Annotated in this window: 17 protein-coding genes and 1 rRNA gene; 7 read left to right on the forward strand and 11 right to left on the reverse strand. The window is 37.0% G+C overall.

All coding sequences use genetic code 11. The features are described 5' to 3' along the window. Window positions 1-42: 42 nt before the first annotated feature. From ACIQX2_RS16200 to ACIQX2_RS16210, 3 genes are all read right to left on the reverse strand, one after another. Window positions 43-1,563 (reverse strand): sensor domain-containing diguanylate cyclase, encoded by a 1,521-nt coding sequence (locus ACIQX2_RS16200; RefSeq protein ID WP_402852691.1) that lies wholly within the window; start codon window positions 1,561-1,563, stop codon window positions 43-45. A 195-nt stretch (window positions 1,564-1,758) separates the two neighbouring features. Beyond that, window positions 1,759-2,922 (reverse strand): PstS family phosphate ABC transporter substrate-binding protein, encoded by a 1,164-nt coding sequence (locus tag ACIQX2_RS16205; RefSeq protein WP_402852694.1) that lies wholly within the window; start codon window positions 2,920-2,922, stop codon window positions 1,759-1,761. A gap of 17 nt (window positions 2,923-2,939) precedes the next feature. Beyond that, the gene (locus ACIQX2_RS16210; RefSeq protein ID WP_402852697.1) at window positions 2,940-3,395 is read right to left on the reverse strand and encodes a helix-turn-helix transcriptional regulator; all 456 of its coding nucleotides are present in this window, start codon (window positions 3,393-3,395) and stop codon (window positions 2,940-2,942) included. Between the two features lie 200 nt (window positions 3,396-3,595). On the opposite strand from ACIQX2_RS16210, the gene ACIQX2_RS16215 reads away from it, so the two are divergent. Then, a complete protein-coding gene (locus tag ACIQX2_RS16215; RefSeq protein WP_402852700.1) occupies window positions 3,596-5,728 on the forward strand; it encodes a M28 family peptidase in 2,133 nt (710 codons plus the stop codon). A 57-nt stretch (window positions 5,729-5,785) separates the two neighbouring features. Here ACIQX2_RS16215 and ACIQX2_RS16220 read toward each other — a convergent pair whose 3' ends face one another. Continuing rightward, entirely contained in the window at window positions 5,786-6,745 is a 960-nt protein-coding gene (locus tag ACIQX2_RS16220) for a D-2-hydroxyacid dehydrogenase family protein (RefSeq protein WP_402852703.1), read from the reverse strand. Between the two features lie 14 nt (window positions 6,746-6,759). Beyond that, window positions 6,760-7,494 carry a sulfite exporter TauE/SafE family protein gene (locus ACIQX2_RS16225; protein ID WP_402852706.1) on the reverse strand — a complete coding sequence of 245 codons (735 nt, stop codon included), beginning with the start codon at window positions 7,492-7,494 and terminating at the stop codon, window positions 6,760-6,762. 164 nt (window positions 7,495-7,658) lie between these two features. Between ACIQX2_RS16225 and ACIQX2_RS16230 the strand changes: the two genes are divergently transcribed. Further along, on the forward strand, window positions 7,659-8,660 hold the full coding sequence (locus tag ACIQX2_RS16230; RefSeq protein WP_402852709.1) for a PQQ-dependent sugar dehydrogenase: 1,002 nt from the start codon (window positions 7,659-7,661) through the stop codon (window positions 8,658-8,660). 5 nt (window positions 8,661-8,665) lie between these two features. Next, on the forward strand, window positions 8,666-8,824 hold the full coding sequence (locus ACIQX2_RS16235) for a hypothetical protein (RefSeq protein WP_402852712.1): 159 nt from the start codon (window positions 8,666-8,668) through the stop codon (window positions 8,822-8,824). Here the strand turns inward: ACIQX2_RS16235 and ACIQX2_RS16240 are convergent. Continuing rightward, entirely contained in the window at window positions 8,807-9,280 is a 474-nt protein-coding gene (locus ACIQX2_RS16240) for a GNAT family N-acetyltransferase (protein ID WP_402852715.1), read from the reverse strand. The two genes, ACIQX2_RS16235 and ACIQX2_RS16240, sit on opposite strands and share 18 nt — an antisense overlap. Window positions 9,281-9,331: 51 nt before the next feature. Here ACIQX2_RS16240 and ACIQX2_RS16245 point away from each other — a divergent pair, with 51 nt between their 5' ends. After that, window positions 9,332-10,474, forward strand: coding sequence for an FAD-dependent monooxygenase (locus tag ACIQX2_RS16245; RefSeq protein ID WP_402852718.1), 1,143 nt, complete (start codon window positions 9,332-9,334; stop codon window positions 10,472-10,474). 33 nt (window positions 10,475-10,507) lie between these two features. Here ACIQX2_RS16245 and ACIQX2_RS16250 read toward each other — a convergent pair whose 3' ends face one another. The 4 genes from ACIQX2_RS16250 to ACIQX2_RS16265 are packed head-to-tail and all read right to left on the reverse strand — an operon-like array spanning window position 10,508 to window position 13,173. After that, the gene (locus tag ACIQX2_RS16250) at window positions 10,508-11,203 is read right to left on the reverse strand and encodes a hypothetical protein (RefSeq protein ID WP_402852721.1); all 696 of its coding nucleotides are present in this window, start codon (window positions 11,201-11,203) and stop codon (window positions 10,508-10,510) included. Then, window positions 11,200-11,928 carry a hypothetical protein gene (locus ACIQX2_RS16255; RefSeq protein ID WP_402852724.1) on the reverse strand — a complete coding sequence of 243 codons (729 nt, stop codon included), beginning with the start codon at window positions 11,926-11,928 and terminating at the stop codon, window positions 11,200-11,202. The genes ACIQX2_RS16250 and ACIQX2_RS16255 overlap by 4 nt, the downstream gene beginning before the upstream one ends. Continuing rightward, on the reverse strand, window positions 11,915-12,802 hold the full coding sequence (locus tag ACIQX2_RS16260; protein ID WP_402852727.1) for an ATP-binding cassette domain-containing protein: 888 nt from the start codon (window positions 12,800-12,802) through the stop codon (window positions 11,915-11,917). The genes ACIQX2_RS16255 and ACIQX2_RS16260 overlap by 14 nt, the downstream gene beginning before the upstream one ends. Beyond that, the gene (locus ACIQX2_RS16265) at window positions 12,802-13,173 is read right to left on the reverse strand and encodes a GntR family transcriptional regulator (protein ID WP_402852730.1); all 372 of its coding nucleotides are present in this window, start codon (window positions 13,171-13,173) and stop codon (window positions 12,802-12,804) included. The genes ACIQX2_RS16260 and ACIQX2_RS16265 overlap by 1 nt, the downstream gene beginning before the upstream one ends. A gap of 156 nt (window positions 13,174-13,329) precedes the next feature. On the opposite strand from ACIQX2_RS16265, the gene ACIQX2_RS16270 reads away from it, so the two are divergent. From ACIQX2_RS16270 to ACIQX2_RS16280, 3 genes are read left to right on the forward strand one after another with little or no spacing between them, the layout of a single operon-like run. Then, window positions 13,330-13,683, forward strand: a complete 354-nt coding sequence (locus ACIQX2_RS16270) for a VOC family protein (RefSeq protein ID WP_402852733.1) — start codon at window positions 13,330-13,332, stop codon at window positions 13,681-13,683. A 54-nt stretch (window positions 13,684-13,737) separates the two neighbouring features. Continuing rightward, entirely contained in the window at window positions 13,738-14,250 is a 513-nt protein-coding gene (locus tag ACIQX2_RS16275; protein WP_402852735.1) for a DinB family protein, read from the forward strand. Between the two features lie 56 nt (window positions 14,251-14,306). Then, on the forward strand, window positions 14,307-14,714 hold the full coding sequence (locus ACIQX2_RS16280) for a hypothetical protein (RefSeq protein ID WP_402852737.1): 408 nt from the start codon (window positions 14,307-14,309) through the stop codon (window positions 14,712-14,714). Window positions 14,715-14,855: 141 nt separating this feature from the next. On the opposite strand, the gene rrf is transcribed toward ACIQX2_RS16280, so the two are convergent. Beyond that, window positions 14,856-14,940 (reverse strand): 5S ribosomal RNA (gene rrf, locus ACIQX2_RS16285); the annotation flags it as partial.

The following is a 14,940-nucleotide window of genomic DNA, read 5'->3' on the forward strand; positions in this document are numbered from 1 at the left end:
GCGAAAAAACAGCCCAATTTTGTATTGGGCTGTTTGTGCTCGTTATTTACTGATTTCATGAAAGAATACATATTGGTTTTTCCCTTTATTTTTTGCCTCATACATCGCTTGATCGGCATTCTTTAACACTTGTTCTATAGTAGTGCCATCCCTTGGATATCGACTAATCCCGATACTGGCAGTGACAAGTGTATTAAATGTATTAAACTCATATTCTCTTCCAATTGCTGCTAATATTCTTTGGACAATGACTTCTAACTTCTGCAGATTCATTTGATCGAATAATACTAAAAATTCATCTCCACCATATCTACAGATCATTCCATTATTTTCTTCTGAAATATGTTGTACTCTTCGAGAAATTTCCTTCAACAATAAATCACCTATTTCGTGACCAAATGTATCATTTATTTGTTTAAACCCATCGAGGTCAAAAAATAATACGATGACCTCATCGTCAGTAGCTTTCATTCTTCTAGCAACTTCTTGATAAAAAGCCAACCGGTTAGGTAACCCCGTTAAATGATCATACAATGCTAGATGAATCACTTCATTATGCTTATCTTCTAGTGAAGAGAGCACCTTATTAATAGAATTTTCGAGTTTAGAGATTTCGTCGAACTGATTCTTTGTAGGAATAATTCTGGAGCTCACATTCCCTTCCACTTGTATAATATCCAGTTGCTGAGAAAGGTGACTAATTCGACTAAGAATAAAGCGATTGAGTAGAAAAATAGTAAGAAAAACAAAAATTATTCCTGTTAAAAACAGACTAATCCCTATGTTATTTACTATATTCTTTCTCTGAATATAAAAGTTTCGGTCCATTTTAAAGCTTATCTCAATCATAGACTGCTTTGTGTAGTCTTTTAGAAAAAAAGATCCTTTCATTTGCTGTTCATTTATAGCTTCCACTCTAATTTGTTTGCGCTCTTTTGCTGTGCTTTGTACTTCGTGAATATCCAATTCAAAAGATAACTCTTCTCCAATTCGATGGATTGTACTTTCATCTATATACCTTCCTATAATTAAAGTCCCTACAGACGGTCCCTCTCCGTTACTTTGATAAATAGATTCGAATGATGCTAACGAGAATCCATTTTTGCTTTTTACTAATAACTCTTTGCTCATTCTTCCCCCATTCTCAATAGCGGGTAAAAATTCCTTATAAAAGCCATCCTGGAGTGTTTTTACTTTATTATTTTCCATGTCATAGCCTATCTCCATTTTGGGGTTGTTTTGACTGTCTAAATAAATCATAAAGTGGATGTTCAGGTTTTCTAAGGTCTCTTGCCCCAAATTTCGTTCAATGTACATTGCATTTTGGTCAATCATAAAATTGTATGTATCGTCCCAAATGGACCAGTCTCTGTTCAATTTCCCTAAGCTATTTAAGGTGGATTGGATATTATTTTTTAACCTATTTGTTTCGCCAACAGCATTTTCTATATCTAAATCTATAGATTCTTTTAGGAGTACAGGTCTTAAAAATGATAGAAACAGCGTAATTAAAAGAATCATAGAAATACTAACTACCAAGATGGCTTTTAGTTTTAATTTCATGTTGATATCCCCCACATTTTCTATCTAGGAAGTCGCATAAATACTCCTTACAAAAACATACCCCAAATAACCTAATTAAAACATTATTACAAAGGACTTATATACCATATTTTTTTATCGTTATAATTCTTTTGATTCAACCGCTTAGAAATCCAAAAAAATAGCCGTAGTTTTAACACTACGACTCTATTGTTATTATTCTTCTAATGGTACATAGCCTACTTTTTCCACAAGTGATTGCCCCTGTTCCGATAATATCCACTCGATCAATGGCTCCACATTCGGATTGTCCGTTCCAGCTGTTACGATGTAGAACTCAGATGAAATTGGATAAGTATTTGCTCGAATATTTTCCTTCGTTGGTGCTACCCCATCTATTTGTAATAACTTGATCTGATCATTGCCTACCATTTCTGTAGAATAATAACGGAATGTAAAGCCAATTGCATTTTTATAATTTCTATATTGAGATACCTCATTTATAATTCCACCCATCCCTGTAACGATATCCTCTGAAGGTGGCTTCATTAGTGGCATTCCCTTCATAAGTGACTGAAGCGCAGATTGTGAACCACTGTCTTCTGGTCGTTGGAAAGCACGTATTGTATCATTATTGCCTCCAAGCTGCTCCCAGTTTGTCACTTTTCCCATATATATATCTGTTATTTGATCTACTGTAAGGTTATCAACAGGATTTTTTTTATTGACAAAAAAGACAAATGCTTCTCGACCAATAGGTGTCATTTTGAGCTCTAATCCTTTTTGTTCTGCAATTTTCTTTTGAGCTTCCGACGGTGCTGCGACGAAAATCATATCAACCGTACCATTAAAGAGATTCTCATAAGCATTGGGTGTATTACTCATCATTACTTCACTAGCGTAAGGTGGATACGGTTTTTCTGGATATGTTGCTTCGACAAAAGCCGCATATAAAGGATACAGGGCAGTTGCACCGTCCAATTTTGGTAAATCACCGGCAACTTGAAGCGTAGGCTTCTCTTTTAATGTGGCGACATCGCCAAATTCAGAAAAGGGCTCATACTTACTAATATCGACTTCTGCATCTACAGTCGGTATTAAGCTGGTATACACATCTTTTAAAGGAGCAATCGCACTGATTAGTATTGCTGCACCTGCAATACTGCCAAAAATAGTTTTTCGCTGCTTCGTTTGAAAAAAACGAGATCTATTAAATACAAACAGTATATATAACACGACTCCAGCAGTTATGAGCAGCGCAATATAATCGACTTTCCCCATTATTAATACAAAAAACAAACCGATGAATACAAAGAACACTATTCCGATTAAAGCAAAAATAGAAAGTATTACTGCCCCAATTTTTGACTCTACTTTCATCCCTATCCCCCCTTTTGTTATTCCGTTTTGAACAGCTCATTAAGCCGTATAATTGCTTCCTCTTCATCAAACGAACTAAACCAACGATAATTTTTGTCATCTAAAATACGATAATGCTGGCTAATAACATTTTGTTGTAGTCGGAAATCTCCCTTTGACTTTATATCCTTCCACCATACACGACCACCCATCGATTTATCCTTTGGTCGATCAACACCATCATGTACTAATGTTTCAATCACTTCCAGTGGCTCATCACCTAACACAGACTGCAATATTTCACTATCACGAAACAATGCACATACTGCAATTACAATTGTCCATCCTGCTAGTATTCTCTCTTTCTCTATTTGGACGAGCGTTTTCTTCGATATTCCCAATATCTCAGCCATTTTATCCTGTGAATAACCCTTTTCTAGACGAATCATTCGAATCCTCAATGAAATAAGCTGAATTACATATTCTTTATCCATATACTGCTCCTTTAATAATGAATTTTCATTCTATTTAGTGTAATTTTACACTAAATGTGCAATTAATACAATGGTTGTGTGTTTTTTCTTTTTTATATAGGGAATGTAGTGAATTAGAATATTAAAAAAAGTATTGATATTTAGCATTTTTTGTCGTTTAATTATCTAGTTGTAAAAAAAATTGTAAAGGACTGTGATACATGAACAAGATTATGGGAGGATTAGCAGCTACATTGTTAATCACTTTAACTTTAGGAGCTTGTACTCCAAAAGAAGAGGCTGTAAAGGAGAAGAAATTGATCGATGTAAATGAGGAATACCTATCCGCTGTGGATGTCGATTATGCATTTGATTTTACAAAGAGCCTAGAGGAATTTAAGACAAATGAAAAACTTGGTTATCGAACTGCTGGATCAGAGGCAGAATTGAAAACTGGGGAAAAAATTGCGGAAGAAATGAAAAAAATTGGACTTACTGAAGTGACAAAGGACGAATTTACTTTAGACACATGGGAATTTGAAAAAGCTGATCTAACTTTCCTAGATGAAAACGGCAAAGAGCATATGGCTGTTTTAGGAGCTTATCAAGTTAATTTCAATACGAATGGTGTCAAGGATTTTGAAATTGTCTATGGTGGTAAAGGGACTGCTGATGATTTAGCAAATCTTGATATCGAAGGTAAGCTAGTTTTAATTGACATAAATCAACGGGAGGAATGGTGGATTAGTTACCCTGCCTACCAAGCCCATTTAAAAGGAGCTGCGGGAGTAATTGCAGTTCAAGAAGCCGGATATGCCGAAGCAGATGAAGATGCACTAAATGCGCAGGATATTTGTGGACCTGATGATGCTCCTGCATTTTCTATGTCCCAAACAGATGCCAAGCTATTGAAAAAAGCTTTAGAAGCTAGTGAAAATGATACAATGACTGTAAAATTCGACGCTAAATCTACGGTGAAAATGGACGGAAAGTCGTATAACTATTACGGAAAAATTATCGGTAAAGATCCAGAATCGTATATTATTCTATCTGCTCACTACGATTCTTACTTTACAGGATTCCAGGATGACCATGCAGCTATCGGATTAATGATGGGTGTTGCTAAAGGTTTAGTAGACAGTGGCTATCAACCAGAAAAAACGATTATCTTCAATGCCCTTGCTGCAGAGGAATGGGGAGTTTCTAATACTCGCTATGACTGGTCCACTGGTGCATACAACCAAATATTCAATATTCACCCGGAATGGGTTGGAAAAGCATTTGCTAATATGAATTTTGAGCTTCCAGCCTATGAGCATACAACGCAAGATGAAATTCGTTCTGCTTACGAATTGAATAATTATTTAACGGAATTCGCAGAAACTGTACCAAGCGTAGATGGCGTGTATAAAGACGGCATTTCGGTTATTTCTCCGCTTCGTACATGGTCCGATGATTTTTCATTTAGTATTGCTGGTGTACCTGCCCTTCGTAATGATTTTCAAGACAGTGATTTCATGCGCTCTCATTATCATTCACAATTTGATAATGAAGACACATATAATGAGGATGCTTTTAAATTTCACTTAAATCTATACGGATTACTTTCCATGCATTACGATCAAACAGCAGTCGTTCCATTAGACTTCACCACGCGTTTGACAGCAATGAAAGATAAAGTCGATACGGATGCATTTGGACAAGCAGGAGTTTCTTCCGAACAATTAGATACAGAAATCGATAAATCCATTGCCCTTGCTGAAGAAGTAAATGCAAAGGTTGCAAAAGTAAATGACGATTATTTAGCTGCTCTATCTGAAGAAGATACAGAAACTGCTCAAAAATTGTATGATGAAAGCCGTGAATTGAATAGTGGTCTACTCTCTGCATTCAAATACGCTGAAGATCATTTCGTTCGTTTAACATGGGAGGATGTACTAATATTCCCACACGAACATGCTCAAAATAATATTACGAACCTTTCCCTAGCTATCGATGCTTTAGAAAAAGGTGACATCACAACTGCGGTTGATGAACACCTTTGGGCAATTGACAACAACTGGTACGCGTATGATTTTGATAAAGATGTATTCAATTATTTCACAGACTATGTTATTAAAGCACCTAAGGAAAAACTTATGTGGGGTGAAGGCAGAATTGTCGGTCATGAGAACTTATTTGATCCTATCAACTCATTGATTGAAAAAAGTGAGCAAGAAGATGCTGATATATCTGCTGAACTAGCTACATTGAAGGAAACACTTGAAAGACAAAAGATATTACTTCAAACAACTACAGACGAAGAAACAATCGCTGTACAAGAACTTGGTAAACAACTAGAAGCTTTAAAATAATATTGAAAAAGGCTATCTGAGCGTCATGAACTCAGATAGCCTTTCTTTTTCTAAATATTAAAGTAAAGAACGAATGACTCCTCCATCCAAGTATGCTTGAATATCTTCTATGGCTTCAAGATAATAGGTTGTGTAGTTTCTTTCTGATACATATCCTAAATGTGGAGTAGCTAATACGTTCGGCAATATCCGAAATGGATGATCCATTGGTAGCGGCTCCATATCGAAGACATCTAAACCTGCTCCTGCAATCCAGTTTTCCTGGAGCGCTTTTATAAGCGCTTGCTGGTCCACTATGGCTGATCGGGATGTATTAACCAAATAAGCGGTGCTTTTCATAAGTTGTAATTCCTTCTCGCTTATAAGTCCTCTAGTTCTGTCGCTTAATACTAGATGAATAGAGATGTAATCACTTGTCTCTAACAACTCTTCTTTTGAACTCGCTAACTGAACACCCAGCTTATCTGTCTGCTCCTTTGTTAGGTTTTTACTCCAGGCGATGACATCCATTCCAAAGGCTTTCGCAATAGTTGCCATTCGTCCACCTATTTTACCCAACCCAAGAAGACCTAAACGTTTCCCATATAAATCTGTCCCAACTGTGCTCTGCCATAATCCATTACTACGAAGGCTATCGTTTTCTTTCATAATTTGACGTGCTAGGTTTAGTATTAAAGCCCAAGTTAACTCTGTTGGCGGCTCTGAAGAACTTGCAGTCCCACAAACAGCAACTCCATGAGCAGATGCAGCCACAAGGTCAATCGATGCATTTCTCATTCCTGAAGTAATCAGTAGTTTAAGCTTAGGTAACTTTTCAAAAAGTGTGGCTCCAAAAGGTGTACGCTCCCGCATCACAATTACTATTTCTGCATCACGAATGGACTCTACAAGTTCATTTTCATCGTTAAAGTGCTGAGAAAACGATACAACCTCGACCTTCTCTGTAATAGACGACCAGTCTGCCATTTTTATAGCAACCTGCTGGTAATCATCTAAAATAGCACAGCGTATCCTCATACTTCACTCCTCCTTTATTTCAAGTAGTCCACTACAATTTGTACTAACAGTAATATAGTAACCACTCGCAGCAGCGGTTTAATATGCTTCGCTTTTAGTTTCCGTGCAAGGCGAAGTCCAAGCTGTGCTCCAATTATTGCGCCAAGCATTAACGCAAGGGTAACTGGCCACATAATCTTACCAGTAGAAATATATGTTATCGATGCACCGAAGCAGCTAGAAAACACTCCAATTCGAGCAAGTCCCACAGCTCGTATATACGCAATCTTTTCACTAGCATACAAGTATAGTGCTAGCGTGCTGCTCCCTGGACCGAACATGCCGTCATACATTCCGATTCCTAGTAATGCTGGTGCCGTTTTTTTATTCAGTTGAAAGATTTCCTTTCCTTCAAAGTTTCCTTTTCCCATAAAGGAGGTTACAAAGGCAAAGCTTAGTAGAATAATAGCGATAATCGTCAGGACTTCTCCAGTTAGAAAGGAAGCAACGAGTCCACCTATTATCCCCCCTCCTAAACAAAAGATTAATACCGAAAGTGCCTCTTTCCCGCTAACCTCTTTTTTCACGAAAATCACGAGAAAGCTTGAGAACGAGCTGACTGTATTCGATACTTTATTTGCCCCAATGGCAGAATGCACTGGCAATCCCATTAAAAGCATCATCGGCAGACTTATAAGACCTCCCCCACCTACTAATGTGCCAACTACATTTCCCACAACTCCAATAATGAAAAAGATTAAAAACTCCATTTTATAATGCCTTCTTTCAAAACCGCTTTTGTTCTTTTAGCATACTCTGACTTCTATCATAAGTAAATTCGATAGTTATTATCGTATTACATAGGAAAAACTTATCATCTTTGGGAGGATTATTGATTCTCTTAAGGGAAGAAGTAATACAAGGAGGGATTTCCATGAAAAAAGGGTTTCTAGTTATTTTACTAGTTTTATTCGGCTGTACGGAGGAGATAGAAAAGTTGCCCAACAAAGGTTCAATTGTAGAAAAGATCGCAACAAACTTAAATATTCCTTGGTCCATTAATTTACACGACAATGCTTTTTATATATCTGAACGTGTTGGTACAATTGCACGTATACATGATGGCACAATTGTACATGAGCCAATACAACTTTCGGATAAGCTTGCAGCGATCTCAGAAGCAGGATTACTCGGCTTTGTACTGAAACCTGACTTTGAAAAAACGAGTGAAGCATTCGCTTACTATACGTATGATATTAACGGTGAAGCCTTTAACAGAGTCGTGACTATTAAGCGAGAAGATGGTCAATGGCATGAAATCGCTATTCATTTGGACGGCATAGCGACCGGTAATATTCATCATGGTGGTCGTATAGAAATTGGACCAGATGGATTGTTGTATGTAACTGTCGGCGACGCAGGAAATCCTAATAATGCACAGGACCCAACTTCACTGAATGGAAAAATTCTTCGAATGAACGAAGAAGGCTCCTTTGAAATATTCTCCATGGGGCACCGCAATCCTCAGGGACTTACCTGGGACGAGGAAGGAATTCTATACGAAGCGGAGCATGGTCAATCGGCAAATGATGAAATCAATTTAGTGGAACAAGGTAAAAACTATGGTTATCCAATTATAGAAGGGGAAGAAGCTGAAGAAGGGCTTGAATCTCCTATTATCACATCTGGTGGTAACGAAACCTGGGCACCATCAGGCATTACCTTTCATAAAGATAAATTGTATGTCGCTACACTTCGTGGAGAGTCTGTGAAAGTGATTAATGTGGATACTGGCGAGATTGAGCAATCGATTACAGGATTTGGCCGAGTGCGCGATGTGTTCTCTGATGGGGAATCGCTTTATTTCATTACAAACAATACAGATGGCCGCGGTACTCCTAGTGGCGATGATGACGTATTGTATAAATTGGATTAGTGGTGGTGATCGATCGATTATTTTGGGTGGTTGATCGATTTTTGGCCGTCATCGATCGATTTTCCGGTGCGATCGATCGATTTTCCGGTGCGATCGATCGATTCTATAGTATGATCGATCGATTATCACCTGTCATCGATCGATTCTTAACAAATCTTCTTTGACATTGCAATTTGTATACCAGATCTTCCATTAAACCGAATACCTTCATCGATAAAACCCGATTTTCCATAAACAACTTGTGCACCCTTGTTTGCTTCATTCACCCCAAGCACTATTCTATTTACATGTGGAAAATGCTTCGCTACAAACGAAGGTAGTAGTAACATAGACTTTTGCGCAATTCCCCTCCCCTGATAATCCGGATGAATGGAATATCCTCTAAGTAAAATACTCTCCTCAATATCTGTATAATGGAATTTATCATCTCCCGTATCTAACACGAAGAAGCCAGCACCCTGATCATCTTCCGTTATAATAATGGGAGTATACGTTGCATTTATTTGAGCTCGTTCTAGTAATTCTAATGGATGTCCTGTGAATGAAAGCTGCTCCTCAGATAGCGGATAATTTTCTAACGATTTACGATAACTATCATTATACATAGTAAGCTTGATCATAAATTTCACCCCTTTTAACTAGATTATCACAATAGGCGGAGGTATTTCCAAATGAAAATAGCAATTATAGGTGGAGGTATTGGTGGGCTCTGTGCTGCGGTAACCCTACAAAAACTAGGGTTTACTGTTCAAGTATTTGAAGCTAATCCAACGTTTCAACCAGTAGGTGCCGGTATTGGGATAGGATCCAATGCTTTGCAGGCACTAATGGAAATTGGTGTTGGTGAAGATATATTTGCAAAAGGACATGTACTTCATACACAGGAATTTCAAGACTCGTATGGAGAAACTTTAAATACGATTGATTTTACCGTGCTTAAACAGCTTTATGGTCAAGAAAATATTACCATTCACCGTGCTGATTTGCATAGAACTTTCCTAGAAGCACTTAAACCGAATACACTTCATTTCAATAAAAAATGTATATCTATCGAGCAAAAAGACCATCAAGTAACAGTCCGTTTTGAAGACGGTACGACAGAGACCGCCGAATTACTCATTGCTGCTGACGGTATTCACTCACCTATAAGGCAACAACTTGTTCCTGGCTCAGTCCCAAGATATGCAGGTTATACATGCTGGAGAGGCATAACCGAAAATGACGGAAGAGCTAATGAATATACATCAACCGAATTATGGTCAACAAAAGGAAGATTCGGGATGGCTCCCATGAAGAATGGTAGCGTTTATTGGTTTGCTTGCATCAATACAGCACCACGCAACCCACAATTTCAGCAGCTTACTTCACAGGAAATCGGTGACTTATATAGACATTTTCCAGAAGTTGTACAAAGTATAATTACCACTACACCTCTTGAAAATATCCTTCACCATGATATTTCTGATATAAAGCCACTACGACGGTTTGTTTTTGATAGAGTTGTTCTACTGGGGGATGCTGCTCATGCTACTACACCAAATATGGGACAAGGTGCGGGACAAGCAATTGAAGATGCCATAGTTCTCGGAAATGGCTTCAAACAATTGGAACATGTGGATAAGGTGTTAGCATTTTATGAAGCTAAGCGAGTTGCTCGCACCGCAAAAGTAATCCGGCTTTCTCGTCAAATAGGGGTAACTGCTCAAATTCAATCTCTCCCACTCGCTGCCACTCGGGATTTCTTATTTCCTTTTATCCCTTCAAAAATTTTAATGGGCCGATTAAAATTCTTATTTGATGTGAAATTAAAATAAAGTGCCTTGCATGTAGCAGGCACTTTATATTTACTAATACATTTGCATTCCTAGTGGGTCCACAATTTCTATATGTTTTGGGACTTTTAAGTGAATATATGTTTTCCCTCTTACCATTCTAATCTCTCCATCATGTAATATCTGGTTTAAAGAATACATTTTGTTTGAAAACTGATCAAATGTCAGCTCTTGCACTGAAGGCTCGTGAATAACCAACTGTGTGCCAGTCCATTCCACTTTATGGAGTGGTATCTTTTCATCTAGATTTAATCCGTACACATTTATATTTGATCGATAGATTTTTCCTTCTATTATTTGATCAGTAGCATCAGTCCATTCCACTACCACTCCCGTTGAGTAAGTTTCATTTCCTTTATATTCAAGGGATAATGTATTCCCACTCACCTCATGGGACCATTCTTCCTTAAAAAACTTCTTGTTCAATTTGTTTTCTTCTAGTTTTAGTAACGATTTTTGAAAAGAATTATTTTCTGTTTGTAGCTGTATTAATTCTTCTCTCGATAATTTTTCCACCATAGGCTCTTTCGGTATTATTTCATATATAACACCGCAAGCGATTAGTAGACTAAAGTAGATAATTATTATGATTTTGTTGAAGCGAAATTTACCTTTAAAGTTTACTTTCTTCACTAGATAAAGAACAATGCTTACTCCAATAATAACTGGTATTAATCCAACAAGTACAATCATCCATGTATTACTACTCATGTTCTTACCCCCAAACGGTTGGAAATCGCAGTAGATGTAGCAAAGAGCAATACCGTTATGATGATAGCCTTCATAATAAGTATTAATAACGAACCGTTCTCCACAAAAATAGATGCTGATATTCTAACCCAAATCCCTGTCATCAATAATACAACCACAATTACTACTGCACCAAAGAACAGTAGCTTATGCTTTTGAAACAAAGTGCCTGCTATATATCCGATGGAGCTGAACATCCATAGCATAGTAATGATAGCGACAATAGTTAGCAAAAAACTTAATGGGTCATTTAAAATACTAGAACTATCCACAAATCCATGGCTACTTTTGACACGTAAGATAAGACGCATTACATAACCCGTAAAAAAAGTGGTTACACCCGCATAGCAACTAAAGATTAATAGAACAATACCGTTAGCAATACTGCTGCTAAGACGAGTTGCCACAAACGAGAAATCATCATATCGATACGCTTTAGTAGTTATAAGGTTTCCTACCGATATAGCTAACAATGAAACTAACATAAATCCCATATCAATAGTGGATGTATTTAAGCTTATAGTAGTATTATTAATAGAAGTCCCACTACTTCCTGCAACACCAACGAGCAGTATCCCTAGTACCTGCAAAATAATGAGTGAGTAAATCAATCCGTTATAGGCATTTATCTTAAACTTTACTTGTGCCTTCACAACACTAAATAAGCTACTATTATTTAAAAACATCATCGATTCCCCCTCTCTTTTCACTCGTCACATACATGCATACCTCACTAGCAGTTAATCTCTGAATACTGGCACAATCTAAACGAGCTCTCTCCAACTTTGAGTTATTCTTAATCACTACATACTGTCTTTGATCATCAATTCTCTTCGAATGAATAATTTCTTCTCCAGCTGTCCATCTTTCCACATCAGCAATCTGCCCCTGAACAGCTACTGCATATTCCTTTACCTCATCTAGAGTTTGATGTAACACAACTCTTCCTTTATGAATTAATAAAATATCCTCAAGCAAATGCTCTATTTCTTCTAAGTGATGACTAGAGATTAAAATGGAGCGGGGATGAGCTAGATAATCTTTTAATAAAGCTCTATAAAAATCGGTCCGAACCGCTTCGTCCATTCCATTCGTCGGCTCATCAAACATCGTTAACTCACAGCGTGTTGACAATCCAAAAATCATATTGAACGTGGCTTTTGCACCCTTGGATAACTTTGAATGCTGTTGCTTTGGATTCAACTTAAAATATTGAAATAAACGACTAGCAAATTGTGCATCCCATCTTTTATAAAAAGCGGGTGCACTTAGCAATATTTCTTCTAAGTTTAGGGAGTCTGGAAAAGTCATTTGATCATCCACCAAAATACTGTTCTCAGAAACCATTAAGTTATTATAAGGATTTTTCCCAAAGACACTGACCTCACCGAACTTATGCTTTGTTAAGCCTGCCAATATTTTGAGCAAAGTGGTCTTCCCGGCTCCATTGCGTCCAATAAGCCCTGTAATCTTTTGATCTGTCAGTTGAAACGTTATATCCTCTAAAGCATTAGTTCGTCGAAAACCTTTACTTACCTTTTGACAATCTATCACTTTCATTAGATCTCCCCCTCACAATTATGAATGAGTTGAATTAGCTCTTCTTTTGTTACCGATAACCTTTTGGCTTCTAAAACGATGTCTTTTACCATTTTTGTCAATGTCTCATTTCTCCGTTTTTCCAGAATCATCGTTTTAGCTTCTGGTGCTACGAACATCCCAAGTCCCCTCTTCTTATATAAAATTTTATCCTCAACTAGTATCGTTAGTCCTTTAGCAGCTGTAGCCGGATTAATATTAAAAAGATCAGCCAACTGATACTGTGAATATACTTTTTCGTCATCCTTAAATCGCTCTGCTATAATTTCATTCTCCAGCCACTCCGCAATTTGCACGTATATCGGCTTAGTACTCTCGGTATTTATAATCACTGAGGTTAATCTCCTCTCATTAATAAATCAGTGCATTAGTGTTGTAATGTAGTATATAATATTATTGATTAGTTGTCTAGTTTATTTATCCTAAAGAGTTAAAGGATTTTTCTATTTGATAGCGAATACATATATAAAAGAAATGAGGGAATGACTTTGAAATTAGGGCAAGTGGCAGTAAATGTCGAAAACGTAGAACGAGCAGTTGCATTTTATAAGGACGTTATTCAATTACCACTTTTATTTGAAATGGATAGTCTTGCGTTTTTTCAGTGTGGTGAAACGAGGCTTATATTAAGCAGACCAGAAAGCGAAGAGTTTAATCATCCAAGTTCCGTACTTTATTTCCAAGTAGATAATTTAACTAGTGAAGTTTCACGAATGAAGAACGCCGGATCAACTTTTATAGATGAACCTCATATGGTCGCTAAGGTCGGGGATACAGAGACATGGATGGCATTTTTTAAAGATAGTGAAGGAAATACTCTCGCATTGATGAATGAGAGGTAATTATACAGAATAGAATAAGAACCGATAACTACTTTAAAGTAAAGGGAGAATTTTGTGAGTGATTTAGTAAATGACCATCTGCATGAAACGAGAAATAACCTGGTAAATGAAATTACTTCATTAAGTCATTCTCAATTTAATAACAGGCTTAGTATGAATATGTGGAGTATTGCACAAGTTTGTCATCACTTGGTTTTAGTAGAACAGGCGACAATAAAAGCTATTGAATGGGGATTAAAAAAAGTTGATAATACTCAAACAGAACGTAAGAATGTTCATCTTATATTAGATCGAACGAAAAAGTTTAAAGCTCCCGAAATCGTTGAACCAGATATAGGACCATTTGAAGTTCAGTCAATCATTGAGTTGTTAAACGGTTCAAGAAATAAGCTTCTGATTTTCCTAGATACAGTAGAGGGAAAATCGTTATTGGCGAAAAAATCCTTTAAGCACACTGCCTTAGGGGAATTACCGCTTGACCAATGGATCGAACAGATATACTTGCATGAACAGCGACACATAGAACAAATAAAAGAGATAAAACTACTTTTAAATGCTAGACACTAAACTTACTATTGTTATTCACATTAGTGAGTTTAGCAAATTGATAAGGAGAATCCAAGTTGAGTTCCTTCAACAAAACTTTTTTTAACATTTTGTTTATAATCCTATCTCTAATTTCAATTTCAGCTTGCGGTGTGGCTGACGATGGTAAGATTACAGCTAAAGATGTTTTAAAACAAAACGCAGACGCTGACATTTTGATGTATAAAGACCGTATTTATAGCAATATGACCGAAGTAGAGTGGTTTGAACAAATGAAAGAGAAGTATATTAAACATAATTTGATAGGTGAAATTGAAAAACAATCAACCAATAGCATTGGTTTTAAAGATATGACAGCAACAAAATTACCTGTCGGGACTAAAGTACATGCTTCCAGAGAAATTGATAATGATCAGGAGTTGGGAGTCTTGATAGTAGAATTTGAAGGAGAATATTTGTACTATATGCAGCTCCTTGAAGGCTAGTTTGTGAAGAGTTGTACTTAAACTAGCAAATTTTTAAGTTGCTTGTTTATTCAACTAACTTAATATTAGTCTTCGGATCTCCAAGTTTTAAAAAATACAAAAAAGTCGCTACCGATAAACTCGGTAACGACTTTTCTTTGTGCCCAGCGACGTCCTACTCTCACAGGGGGAGACCCCCAACTACCATCGGCGCTGAAGAGCTTAACTTCCGTGTTCGGTATGGGAA

This window comes from Psychrobacillus sp. NPDC096623 (assembly GCF_044762655.1).
GTDB lineage: Bacteria > Bacillota > Bacilli > Bacillales_A > Planococcaceae > Psychrobacillus.